A 21,901-nucleotide genomic window follows, 5' to 3' on the forward strand; every position below is an offset into this window, starting at 1 on the left:
CGTGCCTCGATCTGTCTTACCCAGCTTTAAAACGGTTGGCGCGAAACAGCAACGAAAAAGTTTTTCATTATTTTACATTCGATTATTTGAAGTGAAAACAGTCAGATGGACGCGACGTATTAGAAAATGAAAAAGTATTTCAAAAAAATTGCGGATTTCTGCGCGGGCTCCTAGGGTGGTGGGGAAGACGGCACCATCAGGATCGGCAGCTTTCCCATGTCCACGCAAAATCCAATCTTCATTCCGGGTCCGACGAACATTCCCGAGGAGCTGCGGCGCGCCATCGACTTTCCGTCGATCGATCATCGCTCAGCGCTGTTTGCGGAGATGTTCCAGCCTCTCGCGGCTGGCCTGCGCCGGGTCCTGAAATCCGAAGATGCGCAGATCGCGGTGTTTCCCGCCACCGGGACCGGCGCCTGGGAGGCCACGGTCACCAATCTGCTGTCACCCGGAGACCGGGTTCTGGCCTCGCGTTACGGGATGTTCTCGCATCGCTGGATCGACCTGTGCCGGCGGCATGGCCTTCAAGTTGAGGTCATCGAGGCTGCTTGGGGCGAGGGCGCCGCGGTGCAGGACATGGAGCAGGCGCTGGCGGCGGACCGGGAGCATCAGATTCGTGCCGTCCTGGTCTGCCATAATGAGACGGCGACCGGCGTGCGCACCGATATCGCGGCCGTGCGGCGGGCGATCGACGCGGCGGGTCACCCGGCCATGCTGTTTGTCGATGGCGTGTCGTCGATCGCCTCGATGGATTTCCGGATGGACGAGTGGGGCGTCGATGCGGCGATCGCCGGTTCGCAGAAAGGCTTCATGCTGCCGGCGGGGCTGGCCATCATCGCCCTGAGCGCCAAGGCGGAAGCGGCCCTGCAGACCGCGCGCGGCGCCCGGTGCTTTTTCGACATTCGCGACATGCTGAAGAGCAATGCGAATGGCGGCTTTCCCTACACGCCTCCGGTCAATCTCATCCGCGGACTCAGCGTCTCGATCGAGATGCTGGAACGCGAAGGGCTTGAGAACGTCTTCGCGCGTCACGCTCGAATTGCCGAAGGCGTGCGCAAGGCCGTCGCAGCCTGGGGGCTGTCGCTGTGCGCCAGGCATCCGTCGCTGTATTCCGACACGGTCAGCGCCATTGTCGTTCCGGCCGGCTTCGACGCGACGCGGATCGTCACGCATGCGGCGCGCACCTATGGCGTGGCGTTCGGTGTCGGTCTTGGCGAGGTGGCCGGCAAGGTCTTCCGCATCGGGCACCTCGGGTCGCTGACCGATGTGATGATGCTCTCGGGGCTTGCGGCCGCCGAAATGGTCATGGCGGATCTGCGGCTGCCGGTCGAAATGGGGTCGGGTGTCGCGGCCGCACAGGATTACTACAGGGCAACGGCGGGGTCCGCCGGCTCCAGCGTGACTGCGGCAGCGTGAAGGGGGGCATGGCATGATCATCCCGAATTTCGACGATGTGCGCGCCGCGCATGCGCGTATTGGTCCGTATATCCATCACACCCCGATCCTGACGAGCAGCTATCTTGACTCGCTGTCCGGCGCGAAACTGTTCTTCAAATGCGAAAACCTGCAGAAAGCCGGCGCCTTCAAGGTGCGCGGCGCCTGCAACGCGGTATTCGGGCTGAGCGACAATGACGCGAAAGCCGGGGTTGCGACGCATTCCTCGGGCAATCACGCCTTGTCGCTGTCCTATGCCGCCGGACGGCGCGGCATCCCGGTGACCGTGGTGATGCCCCACACGGCGCCGGACGCCAAGAAGGCCGCCGTCCGGGGCTATGGCGGGCGTATCGTCGAATGTGAACCGAGTACATCGTCGCGCGAAGCCGTGTTTGCCCGCGTTGTGGCGGAAACGGGGGCTGAATTCGTGCATCCCTACAATGATCACCGCGTCATCGCCGGGCAGGCGACCTGTGCGAAGGAGCTGATCGAGGAGATCGGCGCGCTCGATGCGGTGATCGCGCCGATCGGCGGCGGCGGCATGATCTCGGGGTGCTGCCTGACGCTTTCAACGCTTGCGCCGCATGTGAAGATCTATGCGGGAGAGCCTGAAAATGCCGATGATGCGCATCGCTCGCTGAAGGCCGGGCATATCATTGCCGATGATGCCCCGCAGACGGTCGCCGACGGTCTGAAGGTGCCGCTGAAGGATCTCACCTGGCACTTCGTCTCCCGGCATGTCGAGGACATTCTGACGGTCTCCGAGGAGGAGATCATCGCCGCCATGCGCCTGGCGTGGCAGCGCCTGAAGATTGTCCTCGAGGCTTCCAGCGCCGTGGCGCTCGCGGCCGTGCTGAAACACAGGGAGACCTTCGCGGATCAGAAGGTCGGCATCATCGTGACGGGTGGAAACGTCGATCTGGACAAGCTGCCCTGGCTTGCCGGGTGCAACAACCAACGGAGTGTCGGGACATGAATGCAATCAGCGGAGCGATCGAGCCCATTGTCGGATTGAACGTGCCTGCCGCGGTCGGCATGCGGCTTGAGGACGTGCACACGCCGGCCTTGATCATCGATCTCGATACCTTCGAGCGCAATATCAAACGCATGCGGGCCCTGGCCGAGAAAATGGGTGTTCGTCACCGGGCGCACGCGAAGACGCACAAATCAGCCGACATCGCGCACATCCAGATGCAGCTCGGCCGGGCGGTCGGGGTGTGCTGCCAGAAGGTTTCGGAAGCCGAAGCGATTGTTGATGGCGGGATTTCCGACGTGCTGGTGTCCAATCAGGTCGTCGATGAAAAGAAGATCGACCGGCTGGCGCAACTGGCCGGCCGGGCGAGGATCCTGGTCTGCGTCGATGACAGCGGCAATATCGATGATCTGTCGAAAGCTGCCGTCGCGCACGGAACGATGGTCGAATGCCTTGTCGAGATCGACTGCGGCGCGGGCCGGTGCGGCGTGCAATGGGGCGAGCCGGTGCTGGAACTGGCGCGCAAGATCGATAAGGCCCCGGGCCTGAAGTTCAGCGGATTGCAGTCCTATCAGGGGGCTGCGCAGCATGTGCACAATTTCGACGAGCGCAAAGCCAAGATCGACAGTGCCATCGAGCAGGTGCGCGTCACCATCCGCATGCTGAACGAGGCCGGACTTGACTGCGACATCGTCGGCGGTGCCGGAACCGGAAGCTATTATTTCGAGGGCACGTCCGGCGTCTACAACGAGTTGCAGTGCGGCTCCTACATCTTCATGGATGCCGATTACCAGCGGGTCCTCGATGCGGATGGAGCGTTCATCCACGAATTCGAGAACAGCCTGTTCATCTGGACCTCGGTGATGTCCAAGACCAAGACCGACAAGGCGATCTGCGATGCCGGGCTGAAGGCGCAGAGCGTCGATTCCGGTCTGCCGACCATCTTTGGACGCGACGACGTTTCCTATGTGAAATGTTCGGATGAGCACGGCGTGATCGCCGATCCGGACAATGTTCTCAGACTCAACGAGAAACTGAAGCTGGTGCCGGGTCACTGCGATCCGACATGCAATGTCCATGACTGGTATGTCGGGATCCGCAACGGCAGGGTCGAGTGTCTCTGGCCGGTCACCGCCCGCGGCCTGGCATATTGAGGCGCGCCATGCTGATCTTGAATGAAGAGACCTGCCGCCGTCTGCTGGGAATTGATGCGGCTGCCGCGGCCGTCGAAGAGGTGTTTGCAGCCATGGCGCGCGGCGAGGCCACGAACTTTCCGGTGGTGCGCGAGGATCTGGGTCACGCCGGCGCCCTGTTCGGTTTCAAATCCGGTTTTGACAAGGCGGGGCTGACACTCGGTGTGAAAGTCGGTGGTTACTGGCCGGACAATGAAAAGCGCAACCTGACCAATCATCAGTCGACGGTGTGTCTGTTTGACCCCGACAGCGGTCAGCTCATCGCCCTGGTCGCGGGCAATTATCTCACGGCGTTGCGTACGGCGGCCGCCTCGGCGGTGTCGATCAGATATCTGGCGCGCGAGGATGCCGAGGTGCTGGGAATGATTGGCGCCGGTTTCCAATCGCCCTTTCAGCTGCGTGCGGCGGTCCGCCAGCGGCGTTTCAAGAAGCTCGTCGCCTGGAACCCGCATCCCGAGATGCTCTCGCGGCTGGCCGAAGCTGCCGCTGAAATCGATCTGCCATTCGAGGCGGTCGAGCTCGACGCCCTGGGGGCGGCGGCAGATGTCATCATCACCATCACCTCGAGTTTCGCACCGCTTCTGAAAAAGGCCGACGTCAAGCCGGGAACACACATTGCGTGCATGGGCACCGACACGAGGGGGAAACAGGAGGTGGCGGCGGAATTGCTGGCCGCAGCGGCGGTGTTCACCGATGAAGTGAGCCAGGCCGTGGCGATCGGAGAAAGTCAGCACGCGATCCAGCAGGGGCTGATCAGCGAAGATTGGCTTGTGCCGCTCGGCGCGGTGATCAATGCCGACCATGCGGGGCGGAGCGATGCCGCGCAGATCACGCTGTTTGATGGGACCGGCGTGGCGCTGCAGGACCTAGCGGTTGCAGGGGCGGTGGTGCGGCGCGCGTGCAGCGAAGGAGCGGGGGTGACCGTCGAGACCTAGCGCATGTGATCAATCTTGCCCTTTTGGACATCGGAGTTGCCTTTTGGACACGTCATTCAGCCATAAGCGCGTTGCGCCTCTGCACCCGGTAACCGGCATCGGCAGCGTTTCGCCGCAGCAGGTCGATCTGACAAGCCGGGCTCTTGTCTCCGATGCGAACGGATGTGTGCTTCTGGTGCGCGAGAGTGGCGCGGCAGGTTGCGCGTGGCGCCTGCCTGGCGGGCGCGTGCATGCGGGGGAAAGCTGTACGAAGGCGGTGGTGCGCTGTCTGCATGATGAGCTTGGCGTGCTGATATGGCCCGTTTCGGTGCTGCTTTTGTCGGAAGGTCCGGCGGATGCGCGCGGGAACAACCCGGTCAGCGTTGTCTATTGCGCCAGGCTGATGGCGGGCGCGCTGCCCGTGGCAAGGGCTGGTGAAATCACTGCGGCGCGATGGTTTTCGACCATCCGGCTGCCGCACAATATCGCTGGCGAGGCAATCCGCGCCCTCGCCAGTGATCAGGCCGCGCCGTTGACGGCGTGGTGAGGGGCGGGGTGGTTGACGGGGGAAGCTCGGTGAGCTTCCCCCCGATGCCTTCCAGGGGCCTTGCCAATGTTTTTCCCGGCGCATTGCTGGTGCCAGCAAGAGCGAAAGTGGCGCGGTCGCGCCGTCGCCTTTCTCGCTAATCGGCGCTCTGCACCTCGTCGAGACGGCTGGCGACCCAAACGGCCATCGCGGCCATCAGAGCGAAAATCACCAGCACCGTGCCGATGCCGAACCACTGGGCCAGGAAACCGAAACTGCCCCCGGCAAGGAGTACCAGTCCCACCACCGAGTTGCTCAGTGCGGTGTAGGTGGCCCGGCTGTCGAGATCAGCCATGTCGACAATGTGCACCGAGCGGCCCAGTCGCACCCCCTGATGCGCAATCAGGACCACGAAGAGAAGAACCGGCAACGGCAGCACCGCGAAAACGCCCCCCTGCGGTGTCAGCGCCGCGACGGCGGCGAGGGCATTGGCAATGGCCGCCAAGCCAGCCGCCATCATCAGGACCCGCCGGCTCGAGCGGTCGGCAAAGCGGCCCCAGACATAGGAACTCGCCAGGCTCGCCGCGGCCGCCGCCATCATGAACGGCCCGAGGGTGCCGAGACCACCGGGCTGGCTGTCACCGCTCAGGGCGATATAGAAAGGTGGCGCGAGTGCGGTCGAGAGCAGCAGGCTGCGGGCGAGAATGAAGCGGCGCAACTGCGCATCACGGCGCAGAAAGCGCAACTGCGCAAATACTGCGGAGAGGCCATTGATGCCTCCCTCCGTGGCGCCGGGATATTCCTCGATTTTCGCAAAGACCAATGCGGCAAGAAGCCAGAGCGAGGCGCCGAGAATGACGATCATGGCCACCACCGGGACCGTGAGCGGAACCAGGCCGGACGCATATCCGAGCGCCAGCAGCAACACGCCGGCGGCGGCGACCGTTCCGGCAATCCCGCTGACCGAACCGCGACGCCCCTTGTCGACCGTCTTGGCAAGAACGTCCTTGTGGCTGATCGAGCACACGCTGCGGCCAAGGGCGAAAACGGCGATCAGGCCAATCGCCGCGAGCCCGGCGGTCGCACCGGAGAGGGTGAGGGCGACAAGGCCGAAAGCCGCGATGGCGCAGCCCTGCACGATGCAGCCGGCGATATAGGCCGTCTTGCGGATGCGCATCAGCCGGATATGCGCCGAGAGCAGCAATTGCGGCAACAAGGCGAGCGATTCGCGTATCGGCACCAGGAGGCCGATGGCCCAGGTCGGCGCGCCGATGGCATCAAGCAGCCAGGCGAGGACGAGCTTGGTGTCGGCCAGTCCCTCGCCGAGCTTGGTGAGACTGAGGGAGAGGACCTGCAACCGGTGATTTCGCGGCTGTTCCCGGCACGCCGAATCGGGCAGGTCGCGGCAGACCTGGGCCATCTCGTCGTCGGCGAACAGCCGCTTCAGTGTTGCCGGCGCGGTCATCGGCAGGGCGGCGAAAAGCGCGTGCCTGTCGGCGCCGGCCAGGCGCGTGCGATCCGGCCGGGCGGGCAGCGGACATCAGCTGCCTTCATTGCGCATTCTCTGGTTCGAGAACGCGTCTGAAATCTTCGCTCTGATAGGGTTTGGCCAGCCAGGCGACATCGGACCCCAGGTCCTCGCCGCCATATTCATCGGGTCCGCCATAGCCCGAGGCGATAACGATGCGCATTGACGGCCAGCGATCGCGAACCTTCGAGACGAGGCATGCGCCGGACATTCCCGGCAGGCCGAGATCGGTGATCAGGACATCGATCTTCTCGCTATCGAGCGTGCGCAGCGCTTCCGGCGCGGTCCCGGCTTCGAAGACCGTGTGGCCAAGATCGGCCAGCATGTCCGAGCCGGTCATGCGGATGAGCGGTTCGTCCTCGACCAGCAGGATCTTCAGCCCGGCGCCATTCAGAGGCGTGGGCGAAGCCGCGAGGGTGGCCTGAGGCGTGCTTTGCTTCCGGTCAAGATGCGCGCGCAGCCGCTGTGCCAACTCGTCACGCGTATAGGGTTTGCGCAGGAGATCTATTTCGGCATCATCGCGCCCGTTCTCGGCGATGGCACCTTCCATGTAGCCAGACGTGAACAGCACGGCCAGACCGGGAATGCGATCCTGTGCACGCCGCGCCAGCTCCTGGCTGCGCAGGGGTCCCGGCATCACGAAATCGGTGAACAACAGGTCGATCGGCGCGCCGCTTTCCACGATCGCCAGCCCACTGGCGGCGTCTCTGGCATGCAGCACCCTATAGCCGAGTTCCGAGAGCATCTCGACGACCGTGGCGCGCACTTCTTCATCGTCTTCGACCACCAGGATCGTTTCGGCGCCACCGCATACCGGTCCTGTCGATGCGGGCGTCTTCACTTCCTCCGCCTGGGTGGTCCGGGGGAGATAGATGCAGAACGTGGCACCCTGACCAACCTCGCTGTCGAGGCTGATATGGCCACCAGACTGTTTGGTCAGTCCATAGACCATGCTGAGCCCAAGTCCGGACCCTTCACCGGGCGGCTTGGTGGTGAAAAACGGCTCGAAGACCTGGTCGAGAATGTCGGAGGAAATGCCGCATCCGGTGTCGCTCATCTCGATCTTGACATACTCACCGGGCTTTACATCGGAGTGCTGACGGGCATAGCGCTTATCGAGATATGCGTTGCTGACCTTGATGGTCAACTTGCCGTGCCCTTGCATGGCATCGCGGGCATTGATCGCGAGATTGAGCAAGGCATTCTCGACCTGGGATTCATCTGCCAGCGAGTTCCACAGGTTTTCGGCGATCTCCGTGACCACTTCGATGCCCTCGCCGAGGGCCCGCTGCAGCAAATCGTCCATGCCCGAGACCAGTCCGCCGAGATTGACCGGCTTGGGGGTCAGCGGCTGCTTGCGTCCGAATGCGAGGAGATGCGAGGCAAGTCGCGCGCCCCGGTCGACCCCGGCCATGGCATTTTGCACCCGCTGCTGGGCGCGCGGGTGGTCTGCCACATCGCGCATGAGCAACTGAAGATTGCCGCTGATGACCTGCAGCAGGTTGTTGAAATCATGCGCGACGCCTCCTGTCAGCTTGCCGAGTGCTTCCAGTTTCTGAGACTGACGCAGCTGCTCCTCGATCACCGACCGCTCCGCGACGGCCTCCTCGACGCGCATCTTGAGGGCCGCGTTGAAATTCGTCATGGCTTCGCGCGCCTTAATCTCCTCCGTGATCTCGCGCACCTCGATGACCGTGCCGACGGCCTTTCCGGTGTCGTCCCGGATGGGGCTGGCGGTGAAGGCAACGGGGTAGAATGTGCCATCCTTGTGAATGAAGGTTTCTTCGCCCTGAACCTGGTTTTCCTCCGGAAACGCCCGGTCGATGGCACATTCATGCAGCGGGAAGGGGCGCCCGTCGGGATAGGTGTGGTGGATGACGTCGTGAAGCGGCCGGCCACGCGTCTCTTCGAAGGCATAGCCGGTCAGGCGTTCGGCGGCCGGGTTCATGTAAACGCATTCCTGCCGGTCATCCATCAGGAACACGGACATCGTGGTGTTGTCCAAAATGGTATCGAGGCGCTGGGAGACCTCCTTGAGCGCGCGGACGGCCACGTCGCGGGCCGTCGTGTCTTCGGTGGCGGCAAAAAACACGGGACGATCGTCATCCTGCAGCAGCTGGATCGATACGAGGACATTGTACTCGCTGCCGTCCTTGCGGCGATGCACGGTTTCGAATTGCTGGACGGATTTTTCGCCCGTGCGCAGCGGCCAAAGAAGACGCTCGAAGGACTCTGCCGTCATCAACGGCTTGATGTCGAGCGGCGTGAGCGCGCGCATTTCTTCCATCGCGTAGCCGAGATTTTCGCGCGCACCCCGGTTGACCAGGATGAATTTGAGCGTTTCCGTATCGAAAACATAGGTCTCGTTCGCAGCGTCCTCGACGATCCGGCCCAGCCGCTCATTGGTCGAAGCCGTGACGAGGCGCTGCATTTCCGCTGCCGCCCGGCCGGCAAACAATTCCAGTGTCTCTCGGGGCAGGAGTTCTTCGTTGATCGGCTTGTCATTCAGCACCGCGAGAAGCCCGAGATTGCCACCATCCGCACTGCGAAGCGGCACACCGAGATAGCTTTCGGCCCCCATCTCGCCAAGAAGCGGGTCGTCGGGAAAAAGATCGGCAACATCGCGCGGATAGAAACAGATATCGTCCCCGAGCACGTTGGCGCACGGGGTCCCTTGCAGATCGTATTCGAAATACTCCTGTGCGCGGCCATCGCTCCATGCCGAAATGACGCGTGCGCGCTTGGGATTCTGCGGATGCAGATCGCACAGCAGCACCCAGCGCACCTGCAACGCCTCCGCCAGCGCTTCAACCACCGCATCCAGAAAGGGGCGGCCGACAAGGCGTGCGCACTCGATCAGTTTCTGACGCGCAGCCTCATATCCCTTGCGCGCGGAAATATCGCGGGCGATCTTCGAGGCGCCGACAATGGTTCCGTTTTCGTCCTTGATCGGCGAAACGGTGAGAGAAATGTCGAGGGCCCTGCCATCTTTCGCAAGACGCTTGGTTTCGAAATGGCTGACGTTCTGTCCCTGGCGAATGTTGGAGAGAATCGCATCCTCTTCCGCATGCCGTTCCTCAGGGATGATCTTGGTGATCGATACGCCGACCATCGTCTCGGCATCGTAGCCGAAAAGCTTGGTCGCACCCTGGTTCCAACTGGTGACCGTGCCGTCGAGCGCAAGGCTGATGATGGCATCTTCGCAATGTTCGACGATCGATGCGAAGCGCGTCGTCAAGGAGCCTTCTGTATTCTCAGTCATTCACCTACCCGGCCGGCCACTGGAAAATCTAACTGGATTCTATCGGATAAAGTGGGTCGGTTTGCAATCGCAACAAGGCCCCGGCGCAAAGGTTTTGCGCGGCGGCGCCGTTCATCGGCCATTCATCAGAGATTGCATAACCTGACCAGATCAAGGAGGAGGATTATGATCATGCAGTCCAGATATTCCCGCATCGCCTTCGCACTGGTCGGGGTGACGATGCTTTCGACACCTGCGTCGGCGAAGATCTACAATGTGCAGTTTGCCGGAAAGGTGGTGCAGGTTGACTGCCCGGAAGATCCGGCGGGGCACACGCTGACCTGGGTCAACCAGAACTGCACAGGCGTGCGGACCAGCCAGAATGAACCGGCGCAGATGCGGAAAGCCGACACGAAACGCCAGTCCCAGTAGGACCGCCGTGACAATCCGCGGTTCATGATTCGCCTCCTCCGGTGCCTCTACGCAAGGGGGACCGGAGGAGGCTATGCTTTTGTGCTAGAGATTGACGGACTGCGGCAGGCCGGGTCTAGAACCACTCTACGCGGTTTGGCCGGCTAACAGACAATTGTGGCAGAGGCTTAGGAGGTGCCGGTCGGCCGCCATCATCCTCCCAGCGTGCCAGGCATTCCGTGTAGGTATCGCGGGTGCCGCCCGCCGACACGCACCGGCTGAGGTCGTTCGTGCCGGGCATAGTCTGTTGCACGTGATTCCTGGAGATCATCATCCGCTCGTTCCTTTGTAGTCGTGGCCTTTCCATATGCGGCCTTTCCAGTTGCGGGGACGCGCCGCCGCCGGGACGGCGGCGCCGTACGCGCTACACGCTAAAACCGGATTGCACAGCTGATTCGTCCTGCGGCTGGTGCTCACGTTCGACATCGGCTGCGACCGGACGCATCCCCAATTCGCGATCGCTGAAGCTGGCGACAAGCCGGGGAATATCGTGGCGCTCAATGCCGATGTCGCGCAGGAGATGATCATCCAGCTCTTGCAGCGCGGTTATCATCCGGCGGCGCTGCCATCTGCGGAACAGGGTCCGCGCCATTTGGCGCAGACCCGAGCTACGCTGGCTTCGCGCGTGCTGGCGGGGTGCAGAAAGAGGAGAAGGACTTGGCGTGTTCAGCTTGGTACTAGGGGGGAACATGACTCGCTCCGAAATAGAAGGTTGAACCAAGACGTTCGCAGGCCAGCGTCGACCCTTTCGCGGGATCAGCGAAAGCCGGTCGCGCGGGCGCGATTGTCATTCGGGAATATCCGTTTGAGATTGAAAAAGCCCCGGGACGCGAACAGGCACGATGGCCTGGCTCCGCCCGGGGTCACCGGCGGTTCAGTGTACGTCCTGCCTTAGGCAGGAACCTTCTATGAAGACTGAACGTGGTCATGACCTTGATATCGGTTTCGGAGTGCAGCTTATCAAGGGCGCAAGCCAGCATGCGACACTTTGGCGCCTGGCGGCCATCCAAGGTCCGTTTTGGTCAAGGATAATACACACCGCCAAGCGCGCGGCGCGGCTTGCCTGGTCCCTCGGGCAGCGGAATGAAATCCGCCTCATCGCCCGGTACCGTATCGAAACGGCCGCGCCTCCATTCCTCCTTGGCCTGCTCGATGCGCTCGGGGCGGGAGGACACGAAGTTCCACCAGATGTAACGCGGGCCGCCCATCGGCTCGCCCCCGAACAGCATGAAGCGCGCGGCGCTTGTCGCTTTCACGGTGATCGCATCTCCGGGACGCAAAATCAGAAGCTGGCCGGGCGGAAAACTGTCGCCAGCGATCTCGATTTCTCCGGCAATCGTGTAGAGCGCGCGTTCCTCGTAGGTCGCGTCGATCGGCACCTGCCGGCCAGCCTGCAGGCTGATATCGCCATAAAGCGCGCCGCTGGCGGTCTTGAGCTTCGACGCCTTGCCGAAGGCCTCGCCGGCAATAAGGCGGGCGGTGATCCCGTCACTGTCAAAGACCGGCAATTCGTCAGCGCCGTAATGGATGAAATCCGGATCGGTTTCTTCCTGTGTTTCGGGCAACGCCAGCCAGGTCTGCAGGCCGAACAGCCTCTGGCCGTCCTTTCGTTTTTGGTCGGAGGTGCGTTCCGAATGCACGATGCCCTTGCCCGCCTTCATCCAGTTCACGGCCCCCGGACGGATGGCCTGTTCGGTTCCAAGTGAATCGCGATGCAGGATCTCGCCTTCGAAGAGATAGGTCAGGGTGGCGAGATTGATATGCGGATGCGGGCGCACGTCGATGCCCTGATCCGTGAGGAACTCCGCCGGTCCCATCTGGTCGAAGAATATGAACGGGCCGACCATCTGCCGCTTGGTCGAAGGCAGGGCGCGCCGCACTTCCATTTCGCCAAGATCGACGGCGCGCGGCACGATCAGGGTCTCGATGGCGTTGATGGTGTCGCGGTCACCAAGCGCCGGGTCGGGGGTGGGGGAGTAACTCATCGCATTGTCTCCGTCTCGCAAGCATCTTGGCAGCAAGCCGCGGTACTGGCAAACAATCCAGCGACGAACGAGAAAAGGCCCCGCCGTGGCAGGGCCTTTCAATCTGGCTTCGAGCTGAGCGGTGATCGCTAACCGCCAAACCTGAACGTCGCTTTCACAAAGGGACCGTGCGTGTAGTGGTCCGCGGCCTCGCCGGTGAGAAAATCGGTGGCAATGTCGCTGAAATAGTCGATCCGGTAGCCGGCGGTTACCGACGCGGCTGGACTGAAGGAATAGGTCAGGCCGGCCGATGCCTCGCCGTTGAGCACCCATTCGTTCTCCGAGGCGGCGTCGGCGAAGCTTGCCGAGCCGTAGCCAGTGGCATAGCCGTAGCCAAAAAGCTCCACCTCGCGCTTGCCGTAAATCGCAGCGCCCGCGGCGGCGAGGTCAAGCGACAGGGCATCGGTCAGGCCGAAGCGGTGCTCTATGCCGATGCGTGGGCCGATCCCTGTGAAGGTGGCGTCGCCGGTCACGAAGCCAAAGGCATAGGTGCCGGGAAAAGCCACGAAACCATCGCCCTGCAATGATGCATCGTAATGGGCGAAGCGCAGGCCGGCGTGGATCCTTGTGCCAACGCCGAGCTCGCGCCCGACTTCGAAGTCGGCGAGCATCAGTTTCTGGTCGATCTCGGCTTCAAGGCCGGCGTAAAACGGGAAGGCGGCATAATAAAAGCTGCTGCGGCCATCCGACTGCATGTAGGTGAAGCGGCCGACGAAATCATATTCCATTCCCGCCGGTTTGACGCCGAGCTCGATCGAACCGCCCCAGCCATCGTCGGGGCTCGGGTCAAAGTCGTCGAGGAAAAGGCCAATGAGGCCGTCGTCATCGAACAGACTGTCGGGATGGATGTTGTAGCGTCCCTCCAGCGACACCCAGGCGGAGGTCGCGGGCGGGGCCAGTTCGATTCCGGTTGGTGCCGCGACATAGTCGACAGCATCGGCGGCCAGCGCCGGACTGGATGCGACGGCGGCAAGGGCCAGGCCGGAGATGGTGGAAAGAAGGCGGGTTCTGACAGGGCGCATGGGTCCCTCCAAAAATTGGAAACTTCCGTGGGCCCCTTGAATATAACTATTAAATTCCACGGGTGATATCGCAAGATATTTTTAACTTGCATAGGAAATCGGTGTATGCGTTTCCCAATGGCCGTTGCAGAATCATCACAGACACAACCGATCGGGGAAAGCCGGACAGATGCCTTGCTGAGACAAAAAAGGCCCCGCCGGAGCGGGGCCTTTCAATCTGGGTTCGAGCTCAGCGGTGATCGCTAACCGCCAAACCTGAATGTCGCTTTCAGGAATGGGCCGTGTGTGTAGTGGTCCGCGGCCTGGCCGGTGAGGAAATCGGTGGCGATGTCGCTGAAATAGTCGATCCGGTAGCCGGCGGTTATCGACGAGGATGGATTGAAGGAATAGGTCAGGCCGGCCGATGCCTCGGCGTTGAGCACCCATTCGTTCTCCGAGGTGGCGGCAGCAAAGACTCCCGGTCCGGACGTTGACGAATAGTTGTAGGCGAAAATATCCGCCTCTCGCTTGCCGTAAATGGCAGCGCCTGCGGCGGCAAGGTCAAGCGACAGGGAATCGGTCAGGCCGAAGCGGTGCTCGATGCCGATGCGCGGGCCGATACCGGTGAAGCTGGCGTTGCCAGCCGCGAAGCCACCGCCATAATAGGCCGGATTGTAATAATCACCACCCGCCCGCAACGATCCGTCGTAATGCGCAAAGCGCAGGCCGGCATGGACCCTTGTGCCCACGCCGAGTTCACGTCCGACCTCGAAGTCGGCGAGCATCAGCTTCTGGTCAACCTCGGCTTCGAAGTCGCCGTAGTACGGACCATAGGAATAAAAATAGCTGCTGTTGCCTTCCGACTGCATGTAGGTGAAGCGGCCGACGAAATCATAATCCATCCCGGCCGGCTTGACACCAAGTTCGATGGAGCCTCCCCAACCATCGTCGGGGCTCGGGTCGAGATCAGCGAAGTAGTATCCGAGGAGGCCGTTGCCATCAAATGGGCCGTTGGCGTGGATGTTGTAGCGGCCTTCCAGCGACACCCAGGCGGAAGTCGCGGACGGTGCCACCTCGATCCCGGTTGGTGCCGCGACGTAGTCGACAGCGTCGGCGGCCAGCGCCGGACCGGATACGACGGCGGCAAGCGCCAGACCGGAGATGGTGGAAAGAAGGCGGGTTTTCACAGGGCGCATGGGTCACTCCAAAAAATTGGAAAATTTCCGTGTGCCCCTCAAAAATGACTATTAAATTCAAAGGTAAGACAAGCAAGGTGTTTGTCGTCGTACTTGACGCTGCGGAAGATCTTTTCCGCCGACCGTTGCAGAATCAGCACAGATACAACCGAACGGCGAAATGCCGGCAGATGCCTCTCGAAAGCTTGCAACCTGTCGGTCCCGGCATCTGACGCTGGGGCAAGTTCTTTGCGATGGCCGTTGCAGAAACACCACAGGCGCAACCGGCGGGAGAGATGCCGGCCAGTCTGCGCTCTGCTGAGAATTGCGACCGGCCTGCGGCCTGCAGCGCAGTTTGACCTGCGAGACGACCGCGCGTAAATCTACCTCAAATGGTGGGGGTCAGGCCGTTCGAGACCTCGCGCGGCGCCGGTCATCTGTCAAAGTCCTGTCAACGTCCGGAGGATGTCCGGTCAGGGGGAACGCCATGACACAGCAGGATCACACGCAGGCCGGGATCATCTGGCTGGCGTCCTATCCCAAGTCCGGCAACACCTGGACGCGCTCGTTCCTGTTCAATCTCATTGCCATCATGACCGGCGAGGATCCATCCAGCCGAGACATCAATGCCGTCAATGAGCGGTCGATCTGGGATATTTCCGCACGCCGCTACGAGGAAATCATCGGCAAGCCGCCGAAGGAGGCCGGGCGCGAGGCGGTGGCAGCGGCGCGGCCCAGGGTGCAGGAGGCGATCGCCGACGAGTTGCCGGGCATCAGCCTGGTCAAGACCCACAATGCGCTGGTGCTGGACCGCGGCTATCCGGCGATCAACACCAAGGTGACATCCGGTGCGGTCTACATCCTGCGCAATCCGCTGGACGTGGCCATCTCGTTTGCGCACCATCTCGGGACCACGATCGATGTCGCCATCGAGCGAATGGGCAAGGCGGGGCTGGAAACCCCGATGACCGAGGAAACGATCCACGAAATCTACGGCTCGTGGAGCGAGAACGTTCTGAGCTGGACGCGCAAGCCGAACCCGGCGATCTTCGTCATGCGCTACGAGGACATGAAGCGCTACCCGGAAAAGACATTTGGCGCGCTGGCACGCCACCTCCTGATGAACCCGACGCCTGCGCAACTTGCCGAGGCAATCGAACTCTCATCGTTTGAACGCATGCAGAAGCAGGAGGAAGAAACCGGCTTCCAGATGAAGCCGAAGACGGCCGACAAATTCTTCCGCAAGGGGCAGGTGGATGAGTGGAAAGAGGTGCTCCGGCGCAATCAGGTCCGGCGCATTGTGCGTGATCACGGGCAGCAGATGGCCCGCTTCGGCTATCTGCCGGCCAAGGCCGTCGCGGCGGCCGGATAGCCGTCTGACTGTGCGATGAAAGGCGATACAGCTCCAAAAAAGCGTGCTCGAACCGCTATGCGGACATTGAAGAAGCGCTTTCGCACATATGTTTACGCTGACGGACGCTACGCGGTCGACATCGCACACCGGAACAGGGATCGGCCTCTGGCAGCGCGCCGGCTGGACAACGGCGAATATCCAGTGATCTACACGGCGCACGCGCCCTATGCGCCTTTGGGCGCTGCCCATCACTTCGGCCGGCGCCTGGCGGACCGACCCGTCTTGTTTCTCGTCTGGTTCAGTTGGACAATGCGCGAGCCGCGGACCGTGCGCATGCTGGCGACGGCGGTCGCGGTTTACCGGCGCAGACGGCCAAATCATCGCATCATACTCATGTGCAACGAGGAAGAAGAACGGGCCGCGTTCGCGGCAGAGGGCGTCGATGCCGTGCTGTGCAGCAGCAATCTGTTCGTCGACGAAGAGACCTTCCGCCCGCTGCCGGGATCGGTCACGTCATATGATGCCGTCTATAATGGCGCGATGGTGCCCTGGAAGCGGCACCGCCTTTCGGCACTGATCGCAAGCTGCGCGCACATCTTCTATCGCAAGGCCGAGTACGATAAGGCAATGGCATATCTGGCGGAGCTGCGGGCCAGCCTGCCGCACCACACTTTCATCAACGAGGTTGTCGACGGCAACATCCAGATGATCCCGGCGGCAAGGGTCAATTCTGTGCTGTCGCAAAGCCGCGTCGGCCTGTGCCTGTCAGCCGAGGAGGGCGGAATGTATGCCAGCGTGGAATATCTCCTGGCCGGGCTGCCTGTCGTTTCGACGCCGAACAGGGGTGGGCGCGACGTGTTCAGCGATCCGGACTACTGGATCACCGCCGAGGAGTCGCCCGAAGCGATCCGCGACGCTGTCGGCGAGATGATGCGCCGCAAGGTGGCGCCGGACGACATCCGGTCGCGGACGCTGGAACGAATTCATCAGCACCGCGCAAATCTGAGATCGGCGGTTGCGGCCGGAACGGATGGCAAGGTGATGCTCCCCGGCGATCTGAGCGCGCCGTTCTACCGGCAGATGCCGGTTTGGGAGACCCGCACGGACCTTGCGGCGCGCATTGGACTGACCAGCGAACGCGGCGACCTGGCACAGGTCTGACAGGAGCCACAGGAAAGGCTGAACCGATGACCGCAACCCTCTCAGCCTGGAGCGTCCAGCATTATGGCTCCCCGGCCGTACTCGCCCCGGTCAGCCGTCCGCTTCCGAGCGCCGGACCCGGCGAGGTTCTGATCCGCATCCGTGCCTCTGGCGCAACGCGCGCCGACAGCATGATGCGTGCGGGCACGCCGCGCTTTGCGCGGCTGTTTCTCGGCCTGCGCCGTCCGCGCAACGATCTTGCCGGCACCTGCCTTTCGGGCGAAGTCATCGAGGTCGGGGCAGGGGTGACGCGGTTTGCCAAAGGCGAGGCGGTTTTCGGCGAGACGGGGATGAGTTTTGGCGCCAATGCCAGCCATATCTGCCTCGGCGAATCCGGCGTTCTGATGCCAAAGCCCGCAAGCCTGTCGCATGAGGAGGCTGCGGTAATGTGCGACGGGCCGCTGACCTCGCTGAACTTTCTGCGCGAGGTGGCCGGGCTGCGTGCGGGAGAGAAGGTGCTTATCCTCGGCGCATCGGGCAGCCTCGGCAGTGCGGGGGTGCAGATCGCCGCGGCGACGGGGGCCGATGTCACCGGCACCTGCAGCGCGCGCAACGCTGAGATGGTGACGGCGCTCGGGGCCAGCAGGGTGATTGACTACAGCGCGCAGGATTTCACCGCTGAAGCCGAGCGCTATGACGTGATCTACGACACGCTCGGCGTTTCGTCCTTTGCCAAGGCCAGAGGCAGCCTGACCGATAGCGGCCGCTATGTCTGCCCGGTGCTGGGGCTCGGCCTTCTGGGGGCGATGGGGCGTACCGCGATCGCGGGCCCGCGCAAGGCGCGTTTTTCGGCCACGGGGATGCTGAAGCCGGAGGTGCTGCGGCCGATGCTCGGCACGCTCATCGAGATGGTCGAGAAGGGCCAGCTCTCGCCCGTCATCGACCGCGTTTATCCCCTGTCCGAGCTCATTGAGGCGCATTGGCACGTGGAAACCGGACGCAAGCGCGGCAATGTGGTGGTTGCCTGAGCCATCGAGCGTGACCTCGCGCGCTGCCGCGCAGGGTCAAAAACCAATCGGAGCCGTCGGAGTGAACGCCTCAGATCGCCAGATAGTCGTGGCGCAGGCTCTCGTTTTGCAGCACATCTTCGGCTGAGCCGCTGAACACCTGCTCGCCGGAATCGAGGATGATGGCGCGATCGGCGATTTTCAGCGCCGCGAAGACGTTCTGCTCGACGATGATGGTGGTGATGCCGGCGCTGCGCACTTCGATCAAGGCCTTTTCGATATCCTGGCGGACCACCGGTGCAAGCCCCTCATAGGGTTCGTCGAGAAGCAGCAGCTTGAGGTCGCGGGCCAGGGCGCGGGCGATGGCGAGCATCTGCTGCTCGCCGCCCGAAAGGGTGGTGCCCTCCTGCCGGCGGCGCTCCTTGAGCCGCGGGAACAGCTCGTAAATGCGCTCATAGGGCCATCCGAGCTCACCCGAGATGCAGGCGAGGTCAAGATTTTCCTCAACGGTCATTCCGGGGATGATGCGCCGGTCTTCCGGAACCAGCTGGATGCCGTGGCGCGCTGCCTGGAAGGATTGCATGGCGTGGACGGCATCACCCTTCAGCCAGATTTCCCCTTCGCGCAGGGCCGGAGAACCGGCGCGTGCGATGGTCCGCAGGGTCGAGGTCTTGCCGGCCCCGTTGCGGCCGAGCAAAGCGAGGATTTCGCCCTCATTGATATCGAAGGAAATATCCTGAACGATGTAGCTGTCGCCGTAATAGGCCTTCAGGTTGCGCACCGCAAAATACATCGATTGCGGATCGGAGCTGACAGCCGGAACGTTTCGTGTCTCAACAGGGGGCATGCTCATACCTGCTCTTCCCCGAGATAGGCTTCCTTCACCTTCGGGTTGTTCTTGATCTCCTCGGGCCGGCCCTGGGCGATGATGCGGCCGCCCGCCAAGACGGTAATGCGATCGGCAAGCGAGAAGACGACATGCATGTCATGCTCGATGATGACCTTGGTCATGCCGCCTTCCTTGATCCGTTTCAGAAGGTCGATGGTGGCGTTGGTGTCATGGCGGGCCATGCCGGCGGTCGGCTCGTCGAGCAGCAGCAGCTTGGGATGCTGGATCAGGCACATGGCGAGTTCCAGGCGCCGCTTGTCGCCGCGCGACAGGCTGGAGGCGGTGTCGCGCATGTGGTCGGCGAGACCGACGCTGGCGATGACTGCCTCCGCCTCGTCGCGGATTTCCGTCTCGCCGGCAAAGGCGGCAAAGGGATTGAGCTTGAAGGGGCCATCACGTTTTGACAGAGCCGGCACCATGACGTTCTGCAGGACGGAAAGATCGAGGAAGACTTCCGGTGTCTGGAACACGCGAGCCACACCGAGCTGGTTGATCTCGTGCGGCGTTTTTCCCGTCAGGACGTGCCCATCGAAAATGACGGCGCCACGATCGGGGGGGAGCCGGCCGACGCAGACATTGAGGAGCGTCGACTTGCCGGCCCCGTTGGGGCCGATGATCGCGTGGGTTTCGCCGTGGCGCACATCGAGATCGACGTTCGACAGGGCGTGCAGGCCGGCGAAGCTCTTGTGCACGTCGTCGATGTGCAACACCTTGTCCGGGACGCCACTTGCGAATTCGCGTTCGCTCGTCTCGCCAGTTGGAATATCAGCCACGGCCATTCTCAGCTTTTCTCCTGTACCGTCGATGTGGTTGCGGTTTTTGCGGAATCAGCCGACCTGCCACCGGAAAAGGCGCGGCGCAGCCGGCGGAAACCTTCCATCAGCCCCCCCGGCAGGAAGATCACGATGATCATGAACATCAGGCCGAGGGTGAGGTGCCAGCCTTCGCCGACGAAGAAGGAGAAGAACCACACCAGGAGATCCTGCAAGGGTTCGGGCAGCAATGCGACGGCATTATGCAGGATGCCCTCGTTCCAGGACGACACCTTCTGCTCGGCGTATTTGATGACGCCTGCACCGAGCACCGGCCCGACAAGCGTGCCCGCGCCACCGAGAATGGTCATCAGAACCACCTCGCCGGATGCCGTCCACTGCATGCGTTCCGCACCGGCGATCGGATCGGTGATCGACAGGAGCGAGCCGGCAAGCCCGGCATACATGCCGGAGATGACGAAGGCCGCGATCAGGTAGGGGCGGGTGTTGACCCCGGTGTATTCGAGACGGTTGCGATTGGATTTGATCGCTTTCAGCACCATGCCGAAGTTCGAGCGCGAGATGCACAGGGCAAGGAAAAACCCGAGGATCAGCAAGGCAGCGCAGAAATAGAAGCCCGAATAACCGCTCATCTTCATGCCGAACAGGTTGGAGATCGGCACTCCGATTTCCGGTATGCCGAGGAACTGGTCGATGACGCGGACATCGCCGTCGCGCAGCGAGGTGGCGGCGCTGTCACGGATGGCTCTGACCTGCAGACCGGTCTCGCCATTGGTGATCGGCGTCAGCACCGAATAGGCGAGGTTGTAGCTCATCTGTGCGAAGGCGAGGGTGAGGATGGCGAAATAGATGCCGGACCGGCGCAGCGACACGTAGCCGATCAGGAAGGCAAAGACGCCCGCGACGGCGATCGACAGGGCGAGCGCCGGCAGCACGTTCATGGTCAGCAGCTTGAACGACCAGAGGGCGGCGTAGGAGCCGACGCCCAGGAAGGCGGCATGACCGAAGGAGAGATATCCGGTGAGACCGAACAGGATGTTGAAGCCGATCGCGAAGATGCCGTAGATCGCGAATTTCTGCAAAAGATCGGGATAGGCGGCGCCGATCGGCTGCATCGTCCATGGCAGCGTGAGCACGATCACGATGAAGGCGATCAGGAGCAGCCAGTCGGAGCGGGAGAAGGTTGCAATCATCACTCAATCCTCCGCCACGCCGGGGCGGCCCATCAGGCCGCGCGGACGGATCAGCAGCACGATCACCGCAACCAGGTAAATGATGATCTGATCGATGCCCGGCAGGATCGACTTGACCTCGGTCATCGAGGCGAAGCTCTGCAGGATGCCGAGCAGGAACCCGGCCAGCACAGCCCCGGTCAGCGAGCCCATGCCGCCGACCACGACGACGACGAAGGACAGGACGAGAAAATCCATGCCCATGTGATAGTCGGGCGGCAGGATTGGCGTGTACATGGCGCCAGCGACACCGGCGACCACGGCGGCGAGTCCGAAGACAATGGTGAAACGACGCTGGATGTTGATGCCCAGGAGGCCAACCGTCTCACGGTCATGCATGCCGGCTCGAACCACCATGCCGAATGTGGTGAATTGCAGAAAGGCGAAGACGCCGCCGATGACAAGCGCCGAAAAGAGGAAGTAGATCAGCCGCCACCAGGGGTAGTAGACGTTGTCACCAAGGCCGAGCAATCCGCCGACATTCGCCGCACCGGCAACGATGTCGGGCGCGGGTTGCGGGATCGGATTGGCACCGAAAAAATGCCGGATGATCTCCTGCAGGACGATGGCGAGGCCGAATGTCACCAGGATCTGATCGGCATGCGGACGGTTGTAGAAATGCTTGATCAGGCCGCGCTCCATCGCCACGCCGATCAAGGCCATGACGAAAACCGCGAGCAGGAGCGAGATCGGCACCGACCAGTCGAGCAGGAAACCGGAAACCTCGGGCCCGAACCACTGTTCGAGATAGGGGACCTTCTCGACGAGCGGCTTGCCGAGGAAATCGACCTTGGCTTCGTTTACTCTGTCGAACGAGGTGTTGAGCAGGCGATTGAGCGTTACGGCGCAGAATGCACCCAGCATGAAAAGCGCACCATGCGCGAAATTGACGACCCCGAGCGTGCCGAAGATCAGGGTGAGCCCAAGCGCGATCAGCGCGTAGGCGCCGCCCTTGTCCAGCCCGTTGAGTATCTGGAGAAATATGGCGTCCATGCTTAATTACCAGGCGATCTCTGTCTATTGACC

General features: G+C 62.3%; 19 protein-coding genes. 9 read left to right on the forward strand and 10 right to left on the reverse strand.

Annotation, left to right across the window (positions count from 1 at the left end; translation table 11 throughout):
* Positions 1-216: 216 nt before the first annotated feature.
* Genes bhcA through KY465_RS13705 form a run of 5 tightly spaced genes read left to right on the forward strand, consistent with a single transcriptional unit; the run spans position 217 to position 5,061 of the window.
* Positions 217-1,416, forward strand: a complete 1,200-nt coding sequence (bhcA, locus tag KY465_RS13685) for an L-aspartate--glyoxylate aminotransferase BhcA (protein ID WP_219202272.1) — start codon at positions 217-219, stop codon at positions 1,414-1,416.
* Between the two features lie 13 nt (positions 1,417-1,429).
* Complete coding sequence (bhcB, locus tag KY465_RS13690) at positions 1,430-2,410, forward strand: beta-hydroxyaspartate dehydratase BhcB (RefSeq protein ID WP_219202273.1); 981 nt, start codon at positions 1,430-1,432, stop codon at positions 2,408-2,410.
* Entirely contained in the window at positions 2,407-3,561 is a 1,155-nt protein-coding gene (locus KY465_RS13695) for a DSD1 family PLP-dependent enzyme (RefSeq protein ID WP_219202275.1), read from the forward strand. The genes bhcB and KY465_RS13695 overlap by 4 nt, the downstream gene beginning before the upstream one ends.
* Before the next feature lie 8 nt (positions 3,562-3,569).
* Positions 3,570-4,535 carry an iminosuccinate reductase BhcD gene (gene bhcD, locus KY465_RS13700; RefSeq protein ID WP_219202276.1) on the forward strand — a complete coding sequence of 322 codons (966 nt, stop codon included), beginning with the start codon at positions 3,570-3,572 and terminating at the stop codon, positions 4,533-4,535.
* Positions 4,536-4,578: 43 nt separating this feature from the next.
* Positions 4,579-5,061, forward strand: coding sequence for an NUDIX hydrolase (locus tag KY465_RS13705; protein WP_219202279.1), 483 nt, complete (start codon positions 4,579-4,581; stop codon positions 5,059-5,061).
* A 136-nt stretch (positions 5,062-5,197) separates the two neighbouring features.
* Here the strand turns inward: KY465_RS13705 and KY465_RS13710 are convergent, their stop codons facing one another.
* Both KY465_RS13710 and KY465_RS13715 read right to left on the reverse strand, forming a co-directional pair.
* On the reverse strand, positions 5,198-6,505 hold the full coding sequence (locus KY465_RS13710) for an MFS transporter permease (protein ID WP_219202281.1): 1,308 nt from the start codon (positions 6,503-6,505) through the stop codon (positions 5,198-5,200).
* Between the two features lie 85 nt (positions 6,506-6,590).
* Positions 6,591-9,830: a PAS domain S-box protein gene (locus KY465_RS13715; protein WP_219202282.1), complete on the reverse strand. Its 3,240-nt coding sequence runs from the start codon at positions 9,828-9,830 to the stop codon at positions 6,591-6,593.
* Positions 9,831-10,001: 171 nt separating this feature from the next.
* Here KY465_RS13715 and KY465_RS13720 point away from each other — a divergent pair, with 171 nt between their 5' ends.
* Entirely contained in the window at positions 10,002-10,241 is a 240-nt protein-coding gene (locus KY465_RS13720) for a hypothetical protein (protein WP_219202284.1), read from the forward strand.
* 403 nt (positions 10,242-10,644) lie between these two features.
* Here the strand turns inward: KY465_RS13720 and KY465_RS13725 are convergent, their stop codons facing one another.
* From KY465_RS13725 to KY465_RS13740, 4 genes are all read right to left on the reverse strand, one after another.
* A complete protein-coding gene (locus tag KY465_RS13725; protein ID WP_219202286.1) occupies positions 10,645-10,872 on the reverse strand; it encodes a DUF1127 domain-containing protein in 228 nt (75 codons plus the stop codon).
* A gap of 430 nt (positions 10,873-11,302) precedes the next feature.
* Entirely contained in the window at positions 11,303-12,265 is a 963-nt protein-coding gene (locus KY465_RS13730; RefSeq protein WP_219202288.1) for a pirin family protein, read from the reverse strand.
* Between the two features lie 128 nt (positions 12,266-12,393).
* Entirely contained in the window at positions 12,394-13,326 is a 933-nt protein-coding gene (locus tag KY465_RS13735; RefSeq protein ID WP_219202290.1) for an Lpg1974 family pore-forming outer membrane protein, read from the reverse strand.
* 242 nt (positions 13,327-13,568) lie between these two features.
* Positions 13,569-14,501 (reverse strand): Lpg1974 family pore-forming outer membrane protein, encoded by a 933-nt coding sequence (locus KY465_RS13740; RefSeq protein WP_219202291.1) that lies wholly within the window; start codon positions 14,499-14,501, stop codon positions 13,569-13,571.
* Between the two features lie 466 nt (positions 14,502-14,967).
* On the opposite strand from KY465_RS13740, the gene KY465_RS13745 reads away from it, so the two are divergent.
* The 3 genes from KY465_RS13745 to KY465_RS13755 all read left to right on the forward strand — a co-directional run bounded on the left by KY465_RS13745 (position 14,968) and on the right by KY465_RS13755 (position 18,002).
* The gene (locus KY465_RS13745; RefSeq protein WP_219202293.1) at positions 14,968-15,852 is read left to right on the forward strand and encodes a sulfotransferase domain-containing protein; all 885 of its coding nucleotides are present in this window, start codon (positions 14,968-14,970) and stop codon (positions 15,850-15,852) included.
* Positions 15,853-16,035: 183 nt separating this feature from the next.
* Positions 16,036-16,995, forward strand: a complete 960-nt coding sequence (locus tag KY465_RS13750; RefSeq protein WP_219202295.1) for a glycosyltransferase — start codon at positions 16,036-16,038, stop codon at positions 16,993-16,995.
* A gap of 26 nt (positions 16,996-17,021) precedes the next feature.
* Positions 17,022-18,002: an NAD(P)-dependent alcohol dehydrogenase gene (locus tag KY465_RS13755; protein WP_219202296.1), complete on the forward strand. Its 981-nt coding sequence runs from the start codon at positions 17,022-17,024 to the stop codon at positions 18,000-18,002.
* A gap of 70 nt (positions 18,003-18,072) precedes the next feature.
* Here the strand turns inward: KY465_RS13755 and KY465_RS13760 are convergent, their stop codons facing one another.
* From KY465_RS13760 to KY465_RS13775, 4 genes are read right to left on the reverse strand one after another with little or no spacing between them, the layout of a single operon-like run.
* Entirely contained in the window at positions 18,073-18,828 is a 756-nt protein-coding gene (locus KY465_RS13760) for an ABC transporter ATP-binding protein (protein WP_428983022.1), read from the reverse strand.
* Positions 18,829-18,830: 2 nt separating this feature from the next.
* The gene (locus KY465_RS13765; RefSeq protein ID WP_219202301.1) at positions 18,831-19,649 is read right to left on the reverse strand and encodes an ABC transporter ATP-binding protein; all 819 of its coding nucleotides are present in this window, start codon (positions 19,647-19,649) and stop codon (positions 18,831-18,833) included.
* 2 nt (positions 19,650-19,651) lie between these two features.
* Positions 19,652-20,836, reverse strand: coding sequence for a branched-chain amino acid ABC transporter permease (locus KY465_RS13770; RefSeq protein WP_219202303.1), 1,185 nt, complete (start codon positions 20,834-20,836; stop codon positions 19,652-19,654).
* 3 nt (positions 20,837-20,839) lie between these two features.
* On the reverse strand, positions 20,840-21,868 hold the full coding sequence (locus KY465_RS13775; RefSeq protein WP_219202304.1) for a branched-chain amino acid ABC transporter permease: 1,029 nt from the start codon (positions 21,866-21,868) through the stop codon (positions 20,840-20,842).
* Between the last annotated feature and the right edge of the window lie 33 nt (positions 21,869-21,901).

Origin of the sequence: Neohoeflea coraliihabitans (assembly GCF_019334345.1) — a bacterium.
In the GTDB taxonomy this organism is placed as follows: Bacteria; Pseudomonadota; Alphaproteobacteria; order Rhizobiales; family Rhizobiaceae; genus Pseudohoeflea; species Pseudohoeflea coraliihabitans.